The 21,260-nt window shown below is 62.4% G+C and carries 14 protein-coding genes; 9 read left to right on the forward strand and 5 right to left on the reverse strand.

The window, feature by feature from the left end:
- Position 1 precedes the first annotated feature (1 nt).
- Entirely contained in the window at positions 2-2,707 is a 2,706-nt protein-coding gene (locus HK439_RS09435) for an FtsK/SpoIIIE family DNA translocase (protein WP_190291155.1), read from the reverse strand.
- A complete protein-coding gene (locus HK439_RS09440) occupies positions 2,704-3,957 on the reverse strand; it encodes an aminotransferase class I/II-fold pyridoxal phosphate-dependent enzyme (protein WP_190291156.1) in 1,254 nt (417 codons plus the stop codon). The genes HK439_RS09435 and HK439_RS09440 overlap by 4 nt, the downstream gene beginning before the upstream one ends.
- Positions 3,958-4,138: 181 nt before the next feature.
- Here HK439_RS09440 and HK439_RS09445 point away from each other — a divergent pair, with 181 nt between their 5' ends.
- A complete protein-coding gene (locus HK439_RS09445) occupies positions 4,139-4,807 on the forward strand; it encodes an SGNH/GDSL hydrolase family protein (RefSeq protein WP_190291157.1) in 669 nt (222 codons plus the stop codon).
- Between the two features lie 9 nt (positions 4,808-4,816).
- Here the strand turns inward: HK439_RS09445 and HK439_RS09450 are convergent, their stop codons facing one another.
- On the reverse strand, positions 4,817-5,080 hold the full coding sequence (locus HK439_RS09450) for a DUF1674 domain-containing protein (protein WP_190291158.1): 264 nt from the start codon (positions 5,078-5,080) through the stop codon (positions 4,817-4,819).
- 150 nt (positions 5,081-5,230) lie between these two features.
- Here HK439_RS09450 and htpX point away from each other — a divergent pair, with 150 nt between their 5' ends.
- From htpX to purH, 4 genes are all read left to right on the forward strand, one after another.
- Positions 5,231-6,199, forward strand: coding sequence for a zinc metalloprotease HtpX (gene htpX, locus HK439_RS09455; protein WP_190291159.1), 969 nt, complete (start codon positions 5,231-5,233; stop codon positions 6,197-6,199).
- 122 nt (positions 6,200-6,321) lie between these two features.
- Positions 6,322-7,695: a 16S rRNA (cytosine(967)-C(5))-methyltransferase RsmB gene (gene rsmB / locus HK439_RS09460; protein WP_235987730.1), complete on the forward strand. Its 1,374-nt coding sequence runs from the start codon at positions 6,322-6,324 to the stop codon at positions 7,693-7,695.
- Positions 7,696-7,827: 132 nt separating this feature from the next.
- On the forward strand, positions 7,828-9,573 hold the full coding sequence (locus HK439_RS09465; RefSeq protein ID WP_235987743.1) for a heparinase II/III family protein: 1,746 nt from the start codon (positions 7,828-7,830) through the stop codon (positions 9,571-9,573).
- A gap of 73 nt (positions 9,574-9,646) precedes the next feature.
- Positions 9,647-11,263 carry a bifunctional phosphoribosylaminoimidazolecarboxamide formyltransferase/IMP cyclohydrolase gene (purH, locus tag HK439_RS09470; protein WP_190291161.1) on the forward strand — a complete coding sequence of 539 codons (1,617 nt, stop codon included), beginning with the start codon at positions 9,647-9,649 and terminating at the stop codon, positions 11,261-11,263.
- Between the two features lie 43 nt (positions 11,264-11,306).
- On the opposite strand, the gene HK439_RS09475 is transcribed toward purH, so the two are convergent.
- Positions 11,307-12,674 (reverse strand): MFS transporter, encoded by a 1,368-nt coding sequence (locus tag HK439_RS09475; protein WP_190291162.1) that lies wholly within the window; start codon positions 12,672-12,674, stop codon positions 11,307-11,309.
- Positions 12,675-12,719: 45 nt separating this feature from the next.
- Positions 12,720-17,525, reverse strand: coding sequence for an NAD-glutamate dehydrogenase (locus HK439_RS09480; RefSeq protein ID WP_190291163.1), 4,806 nt, complete (start codon positions 17,523-17,525; stop codon positions 12,720-12,722).
- Positions 17,526-17,622: 97 nt separating this feature from the next.
- On the opposite strand from HK439_RS09480, the gene HK439_RS09485 reads away from it, so the two are divergent.
- From HK439_RS09485 to HK439_RS09500, 4 genes are all read left to right on the forward strand, one after another.
- Positions 17,623-18,189, forward strand: coding sequence for a peroxidase-related enzyme (locus tag HK439_RS09485; protein ID WP_190291164.1), 567 nt, complete (start codon positions 17,623-17,625; stop codon positions 18,187-18,189).
- Positions 18,190-18,281: 92 nt separating this feature from the next.
- Positions 18,282-19,232, forward strand: a complete 951-nt coding sequence (gene argC / locus HK439_RS09490) for an N-acetyl-gamma-glutamyl-phosphate reductase (protein WP_190291165.1) — start codon at positions 18,282-18,284, stop codon at positions 19,230-19,232.
- 48 nt (positions 19,233-19,280) lie between these two features.
- Positions 19,281-19,886 (forward strand): 3-isopropylmalate dehydratase small subunit, encoded by a 606-nt coding sequence (leuD, locus tag HK439_RS09495; protein ID WP_190291166.1) that lies wholly within the window; start codon positions 19,281-19,283, stop codon positions 19,884-19,886.
- Positions 19,887-20,219: 333 nt separating this feature from the next.
- Entirely contained in the window at positions 20,220-21,092 is an 873-nt protein-coding gene (locus tag HK439_RS09500) for a sulfite oxidase heme-binding subunit YedZ (protein WP_209011681.1), read from the forward strand.
- Positions 21,093-21,260 lie beyond the last annotated feature (168 nt).

Raw genomic sequence — 21,260 nt, forward strand, 5'->3', positions numbered from 1 at the left:
CCTATAGATCGTCTTCCACCCCGTTCTGTACAAGGATCTCGCGCTTTCCGGCGTGGTTGGCCGAACTGATCAGCCCCTCCTGCTCCATCCGCTCGATCAGCGAGGCCGCGCGGTTATATCCGATCGACAGCCGGCGCTGCACATAGGAGGTCGAGGCCTTCTTGTCGCGCAAGACGATGGCAACGGCGCGATCATAAAGATCGTTGCCTTCATCGCCGCCGGCAAGGCCACCGTCGTAGGGGCTGTCGACCTCATCATCTTCCTCGGTAACCGCTTCCAGATACTGCGGCGTTCCCTGAACCTTCAAGTGCGCCACGATCTCTTCGACCTCGTTGTCGGAAACGAATGGTCCGTGGACACGCTGGATCCGGCCGCCGCCGGCCATGAACAGCATGTCGCCCATGCCGAGCAGCTGTTCCGCGCCCATTTCGCCGAGGATTGTGCGGCTGTCGATCTTGGAGGTCACCTGGAACGAGATACGCGTCGGGAAGTTCGCCTTGATCGTACCGGTGATCACGTCCACCGACGGACGCTGGGTTGCCATGATCAGGTGAATGCCGGCCGCACGGGCCATCTGGGCGAGCCGCTGGATCGCGCCTTCGATGTCCTTGCCCGCCACCATCATCAGGTCGGCCATTTCATCGACCACCACGACGATGTAGGGCATTTTTTCCAGCGGCAGCTCTTCTTCCTCGTAGATCGGCTGGCCGGTATCCCGGTCGAAGCCGGTCTGGACGGTCCGGGTGAAGCTTTCGCCCTTTTCGAGCGCCTGCTTGATGCGCGTGTTGTAGCCGTCGATGTTCCGCACACCCATCTTGGACATCTTCTTGTAGCGGTCCTCCATTTCGCGGACGGTCCACTTCAAGGCAACGACGGCCTTCTTCGGATCGGTCACCACCGGGGTCAGCAGATGGGGAATGCCGTCGTAGATCGACAGTTCCAGCATCTTCGGATCGATCATGATCAGTTTGCAGTCGTCCGGTGTCAGCCGATAGAGCAGCGACAGGATCATGGTGTTGATCGACACCGACTTGCCCGAGCCGGTGGTCCCGGCCACCAGCAGGTGCGGCATGCGGGCGAGGTCCGCAACGACGCTTTCGCCATTGATCGTCTTGCCCAGCGCAAGCGCCAGCTTTGACTTGGATTTCTCGAAGTCCTGTGCAGCCAGAAGCTCACGCAGATAGACGGTCTCGCGGCGGGAGTTCGGCAATTCGATACCGATGGCGTTCTTGCCCGGAATGACCGCGACACGGGCCGATATGGCGCTCATGGACCGGGCAATATCGTCGGCAAGGCCGATGACCCGGGACGACTTGATGCCCGGCGCCGGCTCCAGTTCGTAAAGCGTCACCACGGGACCGGGGCGAACCTCGATGATTTCGCCGCGCACGCCGAAGTCCTCCAGGACGCCTTCCAGGATCCGGGCGTTCTGTTCGAGTGCATCGGGCGAAAGCCCGGGGATCTTGCCGCCGGCCTTGGGCTCGGCAAGGAGGCGGAGCGGCGGCAATTCATATTCCTCCGGAGCGCCGAGGAAAGAAGGCTGAGCCTCGGCGATCACCCGTTTGCCCTGCTTCGGCCGGGGGGCCGGCGGAATAACGCGGCCGGACGCGGCCTCGGTATTGGGTCCCGCGATACCGACCGGTACCGCTGCCGGACGGTCGGACACGGGCCCCTTGTTGATCAGGAGATCGTCGGGTTCGAAACCTTCGCCTTCGTCCTCGAAAATATCCTCTTCCGGGTCGTCATCGTGAGTCGTTTGACGGCGCTCGTAGAATTCGGACAGGCCGTCATCGTCGTCCGGCATCAGCTTGCCGGCAAGGGCGCGGCGGAACGCATGCAGGGCGCCCCTCTGGCGCGTATCTTCCGGTTCGTAGACCTCGTCGTCCTCGTCCCAGTCTTCTTCATGCGCCTGGCGGTTCATGGGCCGTCCCATCAGACGGCGGACAAAGGAGAACGCCATCAGCGACCAGTGGCCGAGCAGACCCAGGGTGGCCGCCATGAAGAGTGCGATGCGCGAATCGCCGCCGTCCTCGTCATCAAGACCGAGATCCGATTCAAGCGACTTGCCGTGACCCGTCGCCGTGGCCTTGCCGTTCGCCCGTTCCGCCTCTGCGCGCGCAAACAGGCCCGTGGCCGAAACCAGAAGGAAGATGGCGGGCAATCCGAGCCCCAGCACACCGATAATGGTCGCGGCACCTTCGGTGAAGTTGTCGGTGATCATGCCCGGAACGGAATGGACCGCATCGCCCAGGAAGCCGCCGAGCCCGGTCGGCAACGGCCAGCTTTCGGGCACCGGCAGGGCGGCAAGCGCACCCGCCGCCAGAACGGAGCCGGCGAACCAGTAAATGAGGCGCCTGCGGCCGATGCGCAGCGCATGGCCGGCCAGCAACCGCCAGCCCCAGAGCACGATCGGCACCAGAAACACGGCGGTAGCCAGCCCGATGGTCTGCATCAGGATATCGGCGATGACAGCCCCCGGTGTACCGAGGGCGTTTCGCACCGGTTCTTCCGTCGCGTGGTTGAGGCTGGGATCCGTGATCGACCAGGTTGCCAGGGCCGCCGCCAGGGCTGCGGCAAGCGCAATCACGCAAAGTCCGGAAAATCCGGCGACATTGCGTTTCAGGAACCGCTTGATCGGGCTTTGCGTATCCAGAAGATCGATGGAGGCGCGGCGCGTATTGCCGCGCATGGCTGTTGCCCGTCTCATGCCCCGTTCCCCGTACTCATGGTTCTCAGTGTCTTGTCTCCCAGCCAGTTCGCCAGCCGTTCAAGAGCGGTTTCGGTAATTTCAAGCGGAGCGCACAGTCCGACGCGAATGTAGTTCCGGCCCGGATTGGTGCCGTCGGACTGATCGGACGCCAGGTAGCCGCCGGGAAGAACCTTCACGCCTACATCGCGCCACAGATCCCGGGTCACGGAGACCGAATCGCCCCAGCGCGAAATATCGAGCCAGAGGAAGAAGCCGGCCTCCGGCGTCACCGGTCCGAGGATCGGCGACAGATACCGTTCCGCGGCCGCGAATTTTTCGTTGTAGAGCCTGCGGTTTTCGATCACATGTGCCTCGTCGCCGTAGGCCCTGACCGCGACTGCCTGATTGGGCAGCGGCACCTGGGGTGCGGCTAGCCCGCGAAACTTCGCCCATTTTTCCAGGAAATCCGGGTCGCCCGCCGCAAATCCGCAGCGCAGGCCCGCCAGGTTCGACCGTTTCGACAGGGAATTCAGGACGATGATCTTGTCGAGCCCGCCACCCATGGCTTTGGCGGCTTCCAGAATGCCGGGCGGGGGCGTATCGCGGTAGATTTCCGAATAGCACTCGTCGGCAAAGATGAAAAAACGGTGCTTGCGAGCAAGGGCAATCAGCGTCTGCAGATACTCGATGTCGGCAATCGACCCTTCCGGATTGGTCGGCGAGGCGATGTAGAAGGCAACCGTCTTATCCAGCAGATCCGCGTCGAGGCTGTCGAGATCGGGCAGGAAATGGTGCCCCGACTTGGCGTCAAGCAACAGGCTCTGCGCATCCGCGATATGGGCCGCGGCCGCATAGGTCTGATAGAACGGATTGGGCAGGATCACCACCGGATGGTCGATACCCTTCGCCAGTTGGTCCCGTGCCGCTATCGCGCCGAAAGACAGGCCCTCGCGCGACCCGTTGAGCGGCAGAACGCCACGGTCCCGGTCGATCATGCCCTCCAGCCCATAGCGCCGGTCCAGCCAGTCGGCCACCGCGCGCCGGAATTCCGGCGTTCCGTTGATCGACGGATAACGGCGGAAGTCCGCCAGATTCTCCATGAGAACCTCGCCGGTGAAATCGGGAATTGCATGCTGCGGTTCGCCGATTGTCATGATGATCGGCGGCATGCCGGGCTCCTCGCCGTCGAGCAGGGCGGCAAGGCGCTGGAATGGATTGGAGACCGGCAGGGCGGCGCCGCGCCGGTAGCTGGCAATGGAGGCAGTCATGAATGTCCTGGCCATTCGATACGCGTAACTGCCCTACCCTATCCTGCGCTTGGTAAAGCGCTTGTTAACCAACGGCTTTTCCGCGAAAGAGTTGAACGTAAAAAATGCACCGCCTTGCTGGCCGGTTCGCCGCTCATTAAGGTCACAGGCAAATCGAGTGTCAGAAGAAGGTCTTTTCAAAATGAGCCAGTCGGGCAAACCGGTCAGCGTCGTCTGCTTCGGCGATTCCCTGACCTGGGGCTTCAAACCGGGGGACCGCACGAGGTACGGCCACGACGTCCGCTGGACACGGCTTCTGCAGAAGGAACTCGGCGACGATTTTTACGTGATCGAGGAAGGCCTTAACGGCCGGACGACGGTTTTCGAAGATCCGGTGCGCGGCGACAAGAACGGCCTTGAACATCTTGCCACGGTCCGCAAGACCCACATGCCGATCGATATTCTGATCATCATGCTGGGCACCAACGACCTGCAGACCCGCTTCGGCATGAGCGCGGGCGCCATCGCGTTCGCCATGTCGCGTCTTCTGGACTATGCCCGCCAGCCGACCGACGATCCGGAAGGGCGCGCGCCGAAGGTGCTGCTGATGTCGCCCCCGCCGCTCGGCGATTTCTCGGTCTCGCCGCTGGAACCGATGTTTTCCGGCGACAAGAGCCGGGCCGAATCGGAAAAGCTGAAGGACGAGTACAAACGGATTGCCGCCGAGTACGGCGCCGCCTTCTTCGACACCGGCTCGGTGGTCACGGTGAGCAAGGTCGATGCAGTTCACCTGGATCCGGAGATGCAGCAACCGCTGGCGGAAGCGATCGCCGGCGAAGTCCGGACGCTCGCCTGGAACGACAGGGACTAGGGTCTAGCCTTAAAAATCCGAAGTCAGACCCTTGATTTCCCAGTCGTCGTAGCGGGTCGGCTCCAGGCCGCCGCGGCCGTTGACTTCCTTCGCCATGGCCGCCTGTTTGGCGTCGATGTCCTTTCGGCGTGCTTCCGCTTCCTTCAGCGCTCTTTGCGCAGCCGGCGGCAGGTCCTCGAACCGGCGCTTCGGGGTCTCTTCCACGCGCGTGTCAAGTGACGGCGCATCGGCGGCAACCTTGAATTCAGGGCTTGCGTCACTGTCCCCGGCCATCATGTCACTCCCGATTTCTCCGGATCCGTGCCGCCTCCTGCTTGCAGGATTTGCGGAACGTCCCCATTTCTAACTCGATTTGAGGCTATATAGAGCCTCGCTCCCAATTGCAAAAAGGACCGTGCCGGGAAAGCACGGCGGAAACGCAAGATGAACTACATCAAGACGGCAATGCTCCTGGCGGCGATGACCGCCCTGTTCATGGGCATCGGCTATATGATCGGCGGCCAGAGCGGCATGGTGATCGCGCTCGCGATCGCAGCCGCGATGAACATGTTCAGCTACTGGAATTCCGACAAGATGGTCCTGCGCATGCATCATGCGCAGGAGGTGGACGAGCGCACCGCGCCCGAATACTACCGCATCGTCCGGCAACTGGCCGCCAACGCCGGCCTGCCCATGCCGAAGGTCTATCTGATCGACAACCCCCAGCCGAACGCCTTTGCGACCGGCCGGAATCCGGAGAACGCCGCGGTTGCGGCGACCACCGGCCTGTTGAACATCCTCTCGGCCGAAGAGGTCGCCGGGGTCATGGCCCACGAGCTTGCCCATGTGAAGAACCGCGACACGCTGATCATGACCCTCACGGCGACCATCGCCGGTGCGATTTCCATGCTGGCCAATTTCGCGTTTTTCTTCGGCGGCAACCGCGACAACAACAATCCGTTCGGATTTGTCGGGGTGCTCCTGGCGATGATCGTCGCTCCGCTTGCCGCAATGCTGGTCCAGATGGCGATCTCGCGCACCCGCGAATATGCCGCCGACCGGATGGGCGCGGAAATCTGCGGCGAACCCCTGTGGCTGGCCTCCGCGCTGCACAAGATCGCGGGCGGTGTGGAGCACATCCACAATCCGGATGCGGAACACAATCCGGCGACCGCGCACATGTTCATCATCAATCCGCTGTCGGGCGAACGGATGGACAATCTCTTCTCCACCCACCCGAACACGGATAACCGCATCAACGAGCTGCGCAAGCTCGCAGCCTCGGGCATGGGACATGGCGGATACGGGGGCGGATACGGGGGCGGATATGATGCCGCTCCGGCGGCCGGTGCATCCGGCCCCTGGGGTTCCGCTTCCCGGGAACCCCGGCGCCCGAGAGGGCCGTGGGGCTAAAAGCCAAGGGATAAGAAAGCGCTTTCGCGACGCGAAGCCTGCGCTTATGATCAATGTATGCACGCCGCGGCCGGCAATCGGTCGCGGCGCTTCTCTTTTTATCGCACGAACCGGAAACACCCTTGGCAAAGCCTCCCCGTCCAAAACAGAAACAAGGCGCGCAAAAAAGCGCTGACAGACCGGAAAAACCCGGATTTGCCGCGCGAAAGGTCGCAGCGGACATTCTCGGCAATGTGGTCCACAAGCACCGCCCGCTCGACGGCGAACTGGACACGGTTTCCGGTCATTCCGGTTTTCGGGCGCTGGCCGCCAACGACAGGTCCCTGGTGCGGGCCATCATCGGCGCCGCCCTCCGCCACAGGGGTGAGATTTCCGAAATCCTGACCCGGTTGCTCGACCGGGATATCCCGGAAAAAACCGGACGCGTGCTCGATATTCTCCATGTCGCCATCGCCCAGATGCTCTATCTCGACATTCCCGACCGGGCGTCCGTTTCGCTGGCCGTCGATCACGCCTCCACCGACAAGCGCGCCCGGCCGTACAAGGGCCTCGTCAACGGCGTCCTGCGCCGGCTCGGACGGGAACGGGAGGATATCACCTCCGACCTCGATGCGGACCGGCTGAACACGCCTGACTGGCTGTTCGAAAGCTGGACAGAAACCTACGGCGAAGACCAGGCCCGCGCGATTGCTAGCGCCCACAAACGGGAAGCCGCACTCGATCTCACCGTCAAACAGGACCCGGAAGCCTGGGCCCAGCGCCTCGGGGGAGCCGTCGTCGGGGCCGGAACGGTGCGGCTGTCGAAGAAAGGCGCCGTCGACAAGCTGGAGGGCTTCGAAGCCGGCGCCTGGTGGGTGCAGGACGCAGCCGCCTCCCTGCCGGCGCGGCTTCTGGGCGACATCTCGGGCAAACGGGTCGCAGACCTGTGCGCGGCGCCAGGCGGCAAGACGGCGCAACTTGCCGCGGCCGGCGCAAACGTGATCGCTGTCGACATTTCCAAAAGCCGCCTGAAACGGGTGAGTGAAAACCTCGCCCGGCTGAACCTGACGGCGGAAATCGTCGCATCGGATCTGCGTGAATGGGAACCGGCCGAACCTTTCGACGCCATTCTTCTCGATGCACCCTGCAGCGCGACCGGAACGATCCGCCGCCATCCGGACGTGCCCTGGATCAAGCGGCCCGGGGACATCGAGAAACTTGCCGAGATCCAGGCAGAGCTCCTGCGCCGGGTGTCCGGCTGGCTGAAACCCGGCGGCCTGCTGGTCTATTGCACCTGTTCCCTTGAACGTTCGGAAGGGGAGGGCCAGATCGGTGCATTCCTGTCGGATGTGCCGGGTTTCGAGGTGGTCCCGGTCCTCCCGAAAGAAATCGGCGGGCTTTCCCAGTGCATCACCCCGGAAGGCTACTTGCGAACGCTGCCCTGCCATCTGACCGACACGGAAAACATCGCCGGCGGTCTGGACGGCTTTTTTGCCGCACGATTGAAACGGTTTTAACGGCACTTAAACCGTTCGTTCGCTCATAATTGAAATGATTTGATAACCTTACCGCTTCGTATAAGCCTCCTTTGAAAGGGATTTCAGTATTCGCGCGCGCGTTCATACCTATGGCGGGTTCCTTCGGTGACCATGGATGCCGTCCTGGAAAAAAGCCGCATCTGGCGGCTGATGGCGCACTATGCGTGGCAGCGCGGGCTGAGATGGATCCACGGCGGACCGCTCTTCCGTCTGCAGCCTCTGACCGGCGTGCCGCAGCGCCTGACGATTGCCCCCCAGGATCTGCGCACGACGGATGCCACCAATGCCGCCGATATCTATGGCGGACGGTTTCTGTTTTCCGGCCACCTGATCGAAACCCAGGGCCGCTCTCCGTTTGAAATCATGCCCGCCCACCCCGACTGGCAGCGCGAGTTGCACAGTTTCGGCTGGCTGCGCGATCTGAGAGCCTCCAACAGCCAGGTCGCGCGGCAGAACGCCCGGGCGCTTGTGGACGACTGGATCAAGCATTGCGGCCGGCGCCATGCCATCGGCTGGGAAACCCCGGTCGTGGCCAGGCGGGTCATGTCTTGGCTCGCCCAGTCGCCCTTTCTCCTGGAAGACGGCGACCATCATTTCTACGAGCGTTTCCTGCGCTCCCTCGGACGGCAGGTCAAATTCCTGCGCAAGACGATCAACGAGGTCAATGAGGGCGTCGAGCAGCTTCATGTCGCCATCGCCATTACCGCCGCCAGCGTTTCCATGGCAGGGCAGGGGCGGTATATCCGCCAGGCGATCCGCCGCCTCGATCAGGAGCTGAAAAAACAGATCCTTCCCGACGGCGGACATATTTCCCGCAATCCCAGGGCCATTATCGACATCCTCACCGATCTTTTGCCCGTCCGCCAGGCGCTGGTGTCGCAAGGGCTGGAATTGCCGGCGACGATGCTCCAGTCGGTCGACCGGATGATGCCGATGATGCGGTTCTTCCGCCACGGCGATGGCGCCTTCGCCCATTTCAACGGCATGGGATCCACACCCAGCGACCTTGTGGCGACGATCATGGCCTACGACGACGCCCGCGGCGCGGCGCCGTCGAATGCACCCCATTCCGGTTACCAGCGCCTTATGGGCGGCGATACGGTCGTGATCGCAGACACGGGCAAACCGCCCGACCTGTTGCTGAGCGAAGACGCGCACGCCGGCTGCCTTTCCTTTGAATTTTCCAGCCATCTCAACCGCATCGTCGTCAATTGCGGCGTGTCGCCCAGATCGGACGAGATCTGGCGCCGGGTGAGCCGATCCACCGCCGCCCATTCCACGGCGACGATCGACGATACCTCCTCCTGCCGCTTCCTGTCCGACAGGTACCTGAGCCACTGGTTGGGTGCCCCCGTCATTTCCGGACCGAAATCAGTCGAAGTCCAACGCTCCGACGAGGAAACTGGCATTCACGTCGCCGCATCCCATGACGGCTATGTCAAGGAATTCGGCGTAATCCACGCCCGGGACCTGCGGCTGGCCGGCGACGGAACCGTCCTCGACGGCATCGACATCTTCACGCCGGCCGGACCGGTCGATCCGGGCCATACCTATGCGATCCGCTTCCATCTGCATCCGCAGGTGCGCGCCAACCTGCTGCGCAGCGGAACATCTGTGCTTCTGATCTGCCGCGACGGCGAGGCCTGGGAATTCGATGCGCCGGGCGCCGAACTGACCCTTGAAGAATCCATCTACCTGTCCGACGTCTACGGCCACCGCAAGACGATGCAGATCGTGCTGTCGGGCCGATTGGGAGATGCACCCTCCCAGGCCTGGCAATTCCGCAGGACCGCGGTCGCCAAACCCCGAGCATCAGAAATGGAAATCGAGGAAGAAGCCGAGCTTCCCTTCGAATAGAGCATCAGGCGACTTTCGGTTTGCCGGCTTTCGTGATAGGGCGACGCCAAATCCCACCTCACGAGGCAAATCGATGGCCATTGTTTCCAAAAGCGTCCCAGTTCCGCCGCTCGTTCCCGTCAAGCGCGCGCTTCTTTCCGTCTTCGACAAGACCGGACTGATCGACTTCGCAAAGGCTCTTGCAGATCGTGGCGTGGAACTGGTTTCCACCGGCGGGTCCTACAAGGCCCTGAAGGACGCCGGGCTGACCGTGCTCGATATTTCCGAGGTCACCGGCTTTCCGGAAATCATGGACGGCCGGGTGAAGACGCTGCATCCGGCGGTCCACGGCGGCCTGCTGTCGATCCGTGACGATGCGGATCACCAGAAGGCCATGGCCGACCACGGCATCACCGGCATCGACCTTTTCTGCGGCAATCTTTATCCCTTCGAGGATGTCGTCGCCAAGGGTGCGGATTATGCCACCGGCATCGAGAACATCGACATCGGCGGCCCGGCCATGACCCGCGCGGCCGCCAAAAACCATGCCTATGTCACGGTCGTGACCGATCCGGCCGATTATGAAGAAGTAATCGCCGAACTGGACAAAAACGGCGGTCAGTCGCCGATCGAGCTGCGCAAGAAGCTCGCCCTGAAGGCGTTTGCACGTACCGCCGCCTATGACGCGGCCGTCTCCAACTGGATGGCCGACCAACTCGGCGAGGAAACGCCGGCCTATCGCGCGGTTGGCGGCAAGCTTGCCGAAGTCATGCGCTACGGCGAGAACCCACACCAGACGGCCGGCTTCTACAAGACCGGGGAAGACCGCCCGGGTGTCGCGACCGCCCGCCAGATCCAGGGCAAGACGCTGTCCTACAACAACATCAACGACACGGATGCCGCCTTCGAGCTGGTCAGCGAATTCGATCCGGCCCGCACCGCCGCCGTTGCGATCATCAAGCACGCCAATCCCTGCGGAGTCGCCGAAGCGGCAACCCTGAAAGACGCCTACGAACTGGCCCTGCGCTGCGATCCGGTATCGGCGTTCGGCGGTATTGTCGCCCTGAACAAGACCCTGGATGCGGCCGCAGCGGAGGAAATCGTCAAGATCTTCACCGAGGTGATTATCGCGCCGGACGCGGACGAAGCCGCGCAGGAAATCATCGCCTCCAAGAAGAACCTGCGCCTGTTGCTCACCGGCGGCCTTGCCGATCCGCGCGCCAAGGGCCTGTTCGTCAAGTCGGTCGCAGGCGGCCTGCTTGCCCAGTCCCGCGACAACGGCGTCGTCGACGATCTCGATCTCAAGGTCGTGACCAAACGGTCGCCGAGCGACCGGGAACTGGCCGACCTGAAATTCGCCTTCCGCGTCGCCAAGCACGTCAAGTCCAATGCCATCGTCTACGCCAGGGACGGCGCCACGGTCGGTGTCGGCGCCGGTCAGATGAGCCGGGTCGATTCCGCGCGCATCGCCGCCCGCAAGGCGCTCGACGCAACCGAAACGGCCGGCCTTGCCGAACCGCTCACCAAGGGCTGCGTGGTCGCTTCCGACGCCTTCTTCCCCTTTGCGGACGGTCTGCTGTCTGCGGCAGAAGCCGGTGCCACTGCGGTGATCCAGCCGGGCGGCTCCATGCGCGACGACGAGGTGATCGCGGCGGCCGACGAAGCCGGTCTCGCCATGGTGCTGACCGGCATGCGCCACTTCCGCCACTGATCGGACGCTACCTCCTGTCGAATACGAACCGCGCCGTCTGGTTTCAGGCGGCGCGGTTTTCCTTTGTCAGGAACAGAAGCACGCCGCCGACGGCGAAAAAACCCAGGATGACGGACATGCCCGCCGCCTGGCTGCCGCTCCACGCTGTCATCAGGCTGACCGACAGCGGCGCCAGAAAGCTGGTCACCTTGCCCGACAGGGCAAGCAGTCCGAAGAACTGTGTCATCTGCTCCTTCGGTGCGAGCGCGACCAGCAGGCTGCGCGACGCCGACTGAAGCGGGCCGGCCGCCATGCCGATCAGGGCGCCAAGCGCCAGAAACATCTGCTCCGGCAGGGAGCTGAAAAGACTGCCCGGCGCGCCGGGAGCCGCAGGTATCACGAACAGCACCGTGTCCCGGTCGATGGAAATCAGACCCAGCCCGCAGACGATCAGGATGCCCAGCGCGCCGAAGAGGACCGCCTTCGGGCCGTAGGCGTCGTCCATCCGTCCGCCGATAACCGCGCCGATCGTGCCGGTGATCGTCAGCAGAATTCCGAAACTGCCGATCTGGATCGAGCCCCATCCGAGCTGGCCGGCGGCATAGATCCCGCCAAAGGCAAAAAGCGCGACCAGCCCGTCCTTGTAGATCATGTTGGCGATCAGGAAGGTGAAGAGCACCTTGTTGTCCCGGGCATCGCGGAAGGTCCGTGCAAGATTGAAAAGACCTGCCCGCACCGCAGGCCCGAGCCGCGCCTTTTTCGGCGCATCCGGCACGAACAGGAACAACGGCAGCACGAAGACGATATACCAGAGCGCTGAAAACGGGCCCGACGCCCTGTCCCCTTCGCGGGTGATCGGATCGAGTCCGAACAGCGGCTTCAGGCCGAAAAGCGTATGCCCGGTTTCCGGGTTGGCGGCCAGAAAACCGAGCGCCACGACGAGGCTCAAGAGACCACCCGCATAGCCCGTCGCCCAGCCGGTCCCGGACAGGCGTCCGATCCGGCCGGGCGGCACCAGGTCGGGCATCATGGCGTTGTTGAAGACGGTCGCGAACTCGATCGACAGGGTTGCGATCGCGAAGGCCACAAGAGCGGTCGTGATACCCGACGGCTCGCCGGGCGCTGCATACCAGAGCATCAGGCAGGCCGCGACAAAGGGAACGGAGAATGCAAGAATCCAGGGTTTCCGGTGTCCCGTCGCATCGGCAACCGCGCCAAGGACCGGAGCCAGGACCGCAATGGAGAGACCGGCAGCGGCCGTTGCATATCCCCACAGTGTCTGACCCTCGGCCGGTGTTGCGGCCAGCGCGGAGGCGAAATACGGCGCAAAGACGAAGGTCGTGATCAATGTGAAAAACGGCTGCGCCGCCCAGTCGAACAACGCCCATGAGACAATGGCAAGGCGGCCCGCCCCTTTGCCCATGACATCCATGCGATCAAACCTTCAGAAAAGGGAACGTGCCCGTCGCAGACAGCCCTAGAGGGAGACCTCGGCCAGAAGGCTTGCCGCCACGGAGAATTTCGACACGGTCAGGTCGCCATCCAGAATTTCGTTGACGGTTCGGATGGTCCGCTCGACGACCTTTTCATGGGTCGAGAGCCAAGTCTCGAAACCGCCGGCAGCGATCGCCTGAACCGACAGATCCCGATGGGCGAAACCCAGCGCGGACCGGGCCCGGTCGAGGGCAAGACCGTCGTAATAGTCGTTGAGCATCAGATTGCGCGCCAGCGAATGCATGTCCTCGATGTGGAAGAATTCCGCGACCTCGAAGAAGGCCTTGGCGGCAACGTCAAGCTCCGCCTCGGTTTCCTCCGCCACCATGATGATGTCCGGAATGGCAATCTCGACCGGCTGCCAGCCGATCCGTTGCGCCAGCGCCTCCGGAACACCTGCCTCCAGATACCGCTGGGCTTCCGCATCGAGAGACTCGGCCAGCGCCTCGCTGACGGCCGTCTTGAGGCGTGGCCGCAGGTCGGCAATGCCGCGACTGAAGCGGTCGACCACATCGGCCATGCCCTGCTCGAAGGACACGTGGCGCTTGAACCAGAGCACCCGTTCCAGAAGGAGGTCCTGGACTTTGGCATAAAGTTCAAGCTGAAGAGATCCGTCGATCTTTGTGTCCAGCGCATCGATCTGATTGTTGAGATCCGTCAGGTCGAAGCTGTTGCGGACGGCGACGAAACAATTCGCGATATCCTGTGTCGTCGCGCCGGTCTGATCCTTCAGCCGGGTGAGGAAGGTCGGGCCGCCGCGGTTGACCATCGAATTGGCAAGCATGGTGGCGATGATTTCCCGCCGCAGCCGGTGTCCGCTGATCTCGTCGCTGTAGGCCTTGGCCATTTCGTCCGGAAAATACCGGAACAGTTCAAGGCCCAGATAGTCGTCGTCGGGTACCGTGCTTTCCAGCAGTTCGTCGTAGAGCGTGATCTTCGCGTAGGCGAGCAGGACACCGAGTTCGGCGCGGGTCAGCGTCTGGCCGGTCTTCACCATTTCCGCCAGGGTCGCCTCGTCGGGCAGCTGTTCCACCTGACGGTCCAGAAGGCCGGCCTGTTCCAGCCGGCGCATCATGCGCACCTGGAAGCCAAAGTCCTCCGTCCCGCGACGTTCCGTCATGGATAGGGCGAGCGTCTGCAGATAGTTGTTTCTCAGGACGAGGGCGGCCACTTCGTCGGTCATGTGCGCAAGCAGCGCGTTGCGCTCTTCGATCGACAGTTTGCCGGCCTTGACCGCCGCGCCCAGCGCAATCTTGATATTGACCTCCATGTCGGAGGAGTTGACGCCGGCCGAATTGTCGATGGCGTCGGAGTTGCAGCGCCCGCCCTTGCGGTGGAATTCGATGCGCGCCAGCTGGGTCAGACCCAGGTTGGCGCCTTCACCGATCACCTTGGCGCCGACATCCGGCGCCACGATCCGGATCGGGTCGTTGGCCCGGTCGCCCGCATCGGCATCGGTCTCGGTCGTCGCGCGGATATAGGTGCCGATCCCGCCGAACCACAACAGGTCCACCTTCAGGCGCAGGATCGCCGACATGACTTCCTGCGGTGTGGCCTTGGCCCGGGCAATGCCGAGCAATTCCTGCGTCTCGCGCGACAGCTCGATCGACTTGGCGGACCGGGAAAACACCCCGCCGCCCTTGGAAATGAGCGACGTGTCGTAGTCCTGCCAGGACGACCGGCCCATGTCGAACAGGCGCTTGCGCTCCACCCAGGAGGTTGCCGGGTCCGGATCCGGATCGATGAAGATATCCCGGTGATCGAAAGCCGCCACCAGCCGGGTGACCTTGGACAGGAGCATGCCGTTGCCGAAGACGTCGCCGGACATGTCGCCGACACCCGCCGCCGTGAACGGTTCGGTCTGGATGTCCCAGTCCATTTCGCGGAAATGCCGCTTGACCGCCTCCCAGGCGCCGCGGGCGGTGATGCCCATTTTCTTGTGGTCGTAGCCCGCCGACCCGCCGGAGGCAAAGGCATCGCCAAGCCAGAAATCCCGGCCTTCCGAAATCCCGTTGGCCGTATCGGAGAAGGTGGCTGTGCCCTTGTCGGCGGCGACGACCAGATAGGGATCGTCGTCGTCGTAGCGTTGGACGTCCTTTGGCGGCACCACCTTGTCGTCCACCAGGTTGTCGGTGACATCGAGCAGCGCGTTGATGAAAATCTTGTAGCTTTCGGTGCCTTCCTTGAAGATCGCCTCCCGGTCGCCGCCTTCCGGCAGATGCTTCGGCACGAAGCCGCCCTTCGCCCCGACGGGAACGATCACCGCATTCTTGACCTGCTGCGCCTTGACGAGACCCAGAACCTCGGTGCGGAAATCCTGCGGCCGGTCGGACCAGCGCAATCCGCCGCGGGCGACCCGCCCGAACCGGAGATGCACGCCTTCCACCCGCGGGCTGTAGACGAAGATTTCCCGGAACGGACGCGGCTGCGGCAGATCGGTGATCTTGCGCGACTCCACCTTGAACGCAAAGGTCGGCTTCGGCTGGCCCGCGTCGTCCAGCTGGTAGAAATTGGTGCGCAGGACCGAATCGATCGCGTTCTGAAACCGGCGCAGAATCCGGTCGTCGTCGAGACTGGAAACCGCTTCCAGCGCATTGTTGATTTCGCTTTCCAGGCGGGCGGTGCCGAGGGTGCGGTCTTCGCCGTCCGTGCCGGGGTTGAAACGCAGATGAAACAGCTCGACCAGCTTGGCCGCGATCTCCGGGTAACTGTTGAGCGTGGTCCACATGTAGTCTTCCGAAAACCGGACGCCCGCCTGCCGCAGGTATTTGGAAAGCGCGCGAACCACGGCGATATCCCGCCAGGCGAGACCCGCCGTCAGGACCAGACCGTTGTAGCCGTCGTTTTCGGCCCGGCTTTGCCAGACGGCCATGAACAGACGCTCCAGGCGTTCCTTCAGATCGGCGGTAAAATCGATCTCGCTCCCGCGGCTCGCCTCAAGCGTCATCTCGTGCAGATAGGAAAGCGTCCTGTCGGTGGGGGTGATCCGGTAGGTCCGCTCGTTGATGACCTTGAAGCCCATGTTTTCCAGAAGCGGAACGCGGGCGGAAAGCGGAATCGGCGCGCCCTGGTGATAGACCTTGAGCGACAGCCTGTTGGCGTTCGAACCTTCGGCACGCAGAAAGGTAACCGCCGTATCCCGTTCTTCCGACAGCGCCTCGATCTTGACCACGTCGGAGAGCGCACTTTCGGAGTTGTAGACCTCCTTGTAGCCGCCGTGGAAGGCAAGCGCATAACGCTCCGCCAATTGGCGCGCCGTGACCGGATCGAACCGGGTCCGCATCGCATCGCGCAGGCTGTCCGGCCATGTCCGGATCAGGTCGGCGACCGCACGTTCCAGCTCGGCCTGGGGCGGCTCCGGCGTCTTGCCCTTGTACCGGCCGACAATGAAATGCACCCGTGCCAGCGGGCTTTCCAGATAAGTGACGTACCAGGCCGATAGCCGGCCTTCGTAAACCCCGGCAAGATAGGTCCCGATGTTGAGACGCACCTCGGTCGTGTACCGGTCGCGCGGCACGAAACACAGGATCGAGACATAGCGGTCGAACTTGTCGGCGCGCGGCAGGACCCGGATCCGGGGGCGTTCGTCGAGCTGCAGGATCGCGATCGCGAAATCGAACAGGGTGTCCCTGTCGATCTGGAACAGCTCGTCGCGCGGGAACCCTTCCATCACGTTGATCAGCGCCCGGCCGGAATGGCTGTCCGGATCGTAGCCGGCCCGGGCCAGAACGCTGGCGACCTTCCGGCGCAGGAACGGAATGGTGCTGGTCGGTTCCGTATAGGCGGTGGATGCGAACAGGCCCACAATGCGCAATTCGCCGACCATGGCGCCGTCGTCATCGAAAATCTTGGCGCCGACGTAATCCATGTGAACCCGCCGGTGAACCCGGCTCTTCACATTGGCCTTTGCGATGATCAGCGGTTCCGGCTTCAGCAGGAACTCGCGGATTTCCGGCGTGATCTGGACGAATTCCGATCCACGGCGCAGAACGCGGACATCCGGATCGGCCAGGAGACCCAGGCCCGTTCCCTCATGAGGCGAAAGTTCGCCCCCTTCCACGCTGCCGTCGAACTTGTACTCGCGCATCCCGAGGAAAATGAAATTGTTCTTCGCCAGCCATTCCAGGAAATGAATGGCTTCCCACATCTCGTCATTGCTGCTGGCGGTTCCGGTGGTCTTGTAGGCATCGATGGCCTCAAAGAGGCGATCCTGCATCGGCTTGAAGTCCCGGACCGCGGAACGGACATCCTTGAGAACCAGGTTGAGCCGCTCTTCCAGGGCGGCTCTGGCTTCTTCGGAATCGATGCGGGCGACATGGATATGAATGAGGCTTTCCTGCCGGTCCGAGTGCTTTGCCTTCCGCTTCGGCGCAACCGCCGACTTGAGCTTCCCCTTCTTGTCCCGCTCGACGATATAGGTCGGATGCAGCACGAGGTGGACTTCAAGCTTGCTTTCCTGCAGTTCGTCCATGACGGAATCGACCAGGAACGGCATGTTGTCGTTGACGACCTCGACAACGGTCAGTTCGCCCGCTTTCTCGCCCGGCGCATCGAATGCGGGATTGGAAATGCTTACACGGTGGGTGCCGAGGTCGTGGGACTGGAAGTCCCGCCACGCCAGCCGCGCGAACCCGCACAGCTCTTCATGGGTATAGGCGACCAGGTCTTCCGCGGCACCGCGGGCGAAAAAGGCATCTGCGAAATCGGCAAGCGCCTGATCTTCCTTCGCGAGAGAAGCATGCACTTTTTCAATAAGTTGCAGCTTCTCTGCTTCGCGCGACTCCGGCATTTCCAACCCCTTTGTATTTTTATCCCTTTCGGGAAGCCCATGCTAATCTGATATGATGAACCGAATTAAAACAACGTCTGCGACCGGGAGATAAAACTTGACGGACAAACCGACGGCTCTGGATATTGAAGCCACCGCACCGCTGAGCGAGAAGACACAGGCCTATTTCGATCTGTGCCAGGAGAAACTCGGCCTGGTTCCGAATGTTCTGAAAGCCTATGCCTTCGACGAAACGAAGCTCAGAGCCTTCACGGACATGTATAACGACCTCATGCTGGCGGAATGCGGACTGTCGAAACTCGAACGTGAAATGATTGCCGTTGCGGTATCTTCCGTCAATCGTTGTTTTTATTGCCTGACCGCTCATGGTGCCGCCGTCCGTGAACTTTCCGGAGATCCGGTCCTCGGCGAACTCATGGTGATGAACTACCGGGTGGCCGATCTTTCCAAACGCCAACGTGCCATGCTTGATTTCGCTGTCAAGCTTACCGAGCGGCCGGCGGAAATCCTGGATGCGGATCGCGAAGCGCTGCGCGACGCCGGATTCACCGACCGGGACATCTGGGACATCGCCTCCGTCGCCGCCTTCTTCAACATGACCAACCGGGTCGCGGCGGCAACCGACATGCGGCCCAATCATGAGTATCACTCAATGGCCCGTTGAGTTCGCGCAAGCCTAATAGCGGTGACATTTTCACCGATTGGGTGTATGAGGCACGGGTTTTCGCAAGGAACACAGGAGAGGGAGCCGGGACGATGGTCGCGCGGGTATTCATTGATGGCGAAGCAGGTACGACGGGTTTGCAGATCCGTGAGCGCCTCGCCACGCGCACGGACATCGAACTCCTGTCGATCCCGGACCACCTGCGCAAGGATTTGAGCGCCCGCGCGGATCTCCTGAATTCCACCGACGCGGCCATCCTGTGCCTGCCGGACGATGCCGCGCGGGAAAGCGTGTCGCTGATTGAAAACGACACCACCCGGATCATCGACGCCTCGTCCGCCCACCGGGTGGCCGATGGCTGGGTCTACGGCTTTGCCGAAATGGACAAGGACCAGACCGCGAAGATCAAGTCGGCCAAGCGGGTGACCAACCCGGGCTGCTGGCCCCAGGGCCTGATCGCCCTGGTGCGCGCGCTTGTCGAAGCCGGCCTGCTACCTGCCGACCATGCGCTGACCTATAACGGCATTTCCGGCTATTCCGGCGGCGGCAAGTCGATGATCGCCGATTATGAGGCAGCCGGAGCGGCGGCGAATGTCTACGCTCCCTACGGGCTGACCTTCAATCACAAGCATCTGCCGGAAATGCAGCGCTATTCCGCGCTGACGTCCACGCCCCTGTTCACGCCGTCGGTGGGCAACTACTACAAGGGCATGCTGACCTGCGTGCCGCTGCAGCTCTCGACGCTTGACAAGGTGCCGACCGGCGCGGACCTGCATGCGGCCATCGCCGACCATTTCGCCGGTATTTCCGGCGGCTTTGTCGAAGTCGCACCGCTTGCCCCGCTCGACCGGATGCCGGAGCTCAATCCGCAAGCGCTGAACGACACCAACAACATGCGCCTGCATGTCTTTGCCAACGACGCACGGGCACAGGCGTGCCTGATCGCCGTCTACGACAATCTCGGCAAGGGCGCGTCCGGCGCCGCCGTGCAGAACCTCAACCTGATGCTGGGCGTCGACGAGGCAACCAGCCTGGCCGCCTGAGCGCAGGAACGGGCCGAATAACGACAAGAAACCACTGGAGTAATCGCCTTGGAAAAGTTCGAAACGCTGACCGGTGTCGCAGCACCGCTGCCGATCATCAACATCGACACGGACATGATCATTCCGAAGCAGTACCTGAAGACGATCAAGCGCACCGGTCTCGGCACCGCGCTGTTCAGCGAGATGCGCTACAACGAGGACGGCTCGGAAAACCCGGATTTCGTTTTGAACAAGCCAGCCTACCGGAACGCGAAGATCCTGGTCGCGGGCGACAACTTCGGCTGCGGCTCCTCGCGTGAGCACGCACCCTGGGCGCTTCTCGACTTCGGCATCCGCTGCGTGATCGCCACGTCCTTTGCCGACATCTTCTACAACAACTGCTTCAAGAACGGCATCCTGCCGATCCAGGTCTCCGAAAAGGAGCTGGAAAAGCTCATGGACGACGCCTCGCGCGGCTCCAACTCCACCATGACCATCGACCTTGAAAACCAGGTGATCAAGGGTCCGGACGGCGGCGAGATCGCGTTCGAACTCGACCCGTTCCGCAAGCATTGCCTCATGAACGGCCTGGACGATATCGGCCTGACCATGGAAAAGGCGCCGAAGATCGACGCTTACGAATCCAAGATGGCCGAAGCCCACCCCTGGGCCTGAGTTCGGCGACAATGCCCGATTTCGTCATTGATTGGATTGGGTAACTTAGAAACAGCTGCCCCCCTTGCTCCATTCTCCCCCCTTGAGGGGGAGATGCACAACCGCAGGTGACAGAGGGGGGTTACGAAGCGAACGTCACGCTCCCGCGTCGCGATACGCCGCGAGGTCCAACACCCCCCTCTGTCCGCTATTGCGGACATCTCCCCAAGGGGGGAGACGGGAGCCCTGCTTTGTCCAGCTTTTGATTTTAAACGGTTGCCGAACACCCGGCCATCACCGAGGCTTGAACAGGCGTTAGGTGAAAATTCGCTCATAGCCCTCTAAATGCAGGGCATGACAGTCGCTTCGACCCCACTCCGCTTTGCGCCTTGGACCGACCGGAAAGGCCAGCTTTCGCCGTTGCGGCTTGCGGTTTTCATCGGTCTGCTCGTGCCGGCCGTCGCGATCTTCGCCGATCTCATTTTCGGCCCCATGCGTCCGGAACCCTTCAAATACGCCCTTCTCGAAAGCGGCAGGTGGGTCGTTCGCTTCCTGCTGCTTTCCCTGGCAATCACACCGTTCCGGCGCATTCTCGGCTGGAACAGGCTAATCGGTGTCCGCCGGATGATCGGCGTCTCCGTGCTTTGCTATGCGCTGTTGCATCTCGGCTTCTACGCGGCCCAGGAAAACTGGCACCTGGGCAAGGTGGCATCGGAAATCGTGCTGCGCGTCTATCTGACCATCGGCTTTGCGGCGCTCCTCGGACTGATCGCTCTCGGCGCGACCTCTTTCGATGCGGCCGTGCGCAGAATGGGACGCAACTGGAACCTCCTGCACCGGCTGGCCTATGTGATCGGCGTGCTCGCTCTGATCCACTTCTTCATGCAGGCCAAGTCGGACGTGACGGAGCCGACCCTTATGGCCGGACTGTTCATCCTGCTGATGAGCTACCGGGTCGCCGGCATTGCGAAACTGGATATTTCCCGCAGCTGGGTGCTTGGGCTTTGCGCAGCAATCTCCGCAGCGCTGACTGCCGGCGTGGAATATAGCTGGTACGCCATTGCCACCGGCATTCCGCCCAAACTGGTTTTCCTGGCGAATTTCGACCTCGAGACGGCGATCCGCCCGGCCGTCTGGGTCGCAATTATCGGTATCGCCGTAGCATCCCTGCCGTTGCTGCGCATGCTCCTTGGCGGCATTGTCCAGCTCAGACCCGCAAAGGCCTGAGCGCAGGTCCACCGCCCGACATGTGGCGAGGTGGATTGGATCACCGGGGCTTCGCCGGGTGATGACAGAATTGGGGAAGCGCAAAGACCTATCCACAGCGATGTCATTGCACGGCGAAGTCCGGGCAATCCACTCGCGTCGGCTAAAAGGCAATTCCATCAGACTTTG

The sequence above is a fragment of the Roseibium aggregatum genome (assembly GCF_014692675.1).
GTDB classification, from domain to species: Bacteria; Pseudomonadota; Alphaproteobacteria; order Rhizobiales; family Stappiaceae; genus Roseibium; species Roseibium aggregatum_C.

What these genes read in the sequence shown, in the direction of transcription:
- HK439_RS09480 (WP_190291163.1), bottom strand. Translation starts at nt 17,525, where the DNA reads ATGCCGGAGTCGCGCGAAGCAGAGAAGCTGCAACTTATTGAAAAAGTG.
- HK439_RS09465 (WP_235987743.1), top strand. Translation starts at nt 7,828, where the DNA reads ATGGATGCCGTCCTGGAAAAAAGCCGCATCTGGCGGCTGATGGCGCAC.
- HK439_RS09440 (WP_190291156.1), bottom strand. Translation starts at nt 3,957, where the DNA reads ATGACTGCCTCCATTGCCAGCTACCGGCGCGGCGCCGCCCTGCCGGTC.
- htpX (WP_190291159.1), top strand. Translation starts at nt 5,231, where the DNA reads ATGAACTACATCAAGACGGCAATGCTCCTGGCGGCGATGACCGCCCTG.
- HK439_RS09450 (WP_190291158.1), bottom strand. Translation starts at nt 5,080, where the DNA reads ATGGCCGGGGACAGTGACGCAAGCCCTGAATTCAAGGTTGCCGCCGAT.
- purH (WP_190291161.1), top strand. Translation starts at nt 9,647, where the DNA reads ATGGCCATTGTTTCCAAAAGCGTCCCAGTTCCGCCGCTCGTTCCCGTC.
- HK439_RS09475 (WP_190291162.1), bottom strand. Translation starts at nt 12,674, where the DNA reads ATGGATGTCATGGGCAAAGGGGCGGGCCGCCTTGCCATTGTCTCATGG.
- HK439_RS09500 (WP_209011681.1), top strand. Translation starts at nt 20,220, where the DNA reads ATGACAGTCGCTTCGACCCCACTCCGCTTTGCGCCTTGGACCGACCGG.
- HK439_RS09435 (WP_190291155.1), bottom strand. Translation starts at nt 2,707, where the DNA reads ATGAGACGGGCAACAGCCATGCGCGGCAATACGCGCCGCGCCTCCATC.
- argC (WP_190291165.1), top strand. Translation starts at nt 18,282, where the DNA reads ATGGTCGCGCGGGTATTCATTGATGGCGAAGCAGGTACGACGGGTTTG.
- HK439_RS09445 (WP_190291157.1), top strand. Translation starts at nt 4,139, where the DNA reads ATGAGCCAGTCGGGCAAACCGGTCAGCGTCGTCTGCTTCGGCGATTCC.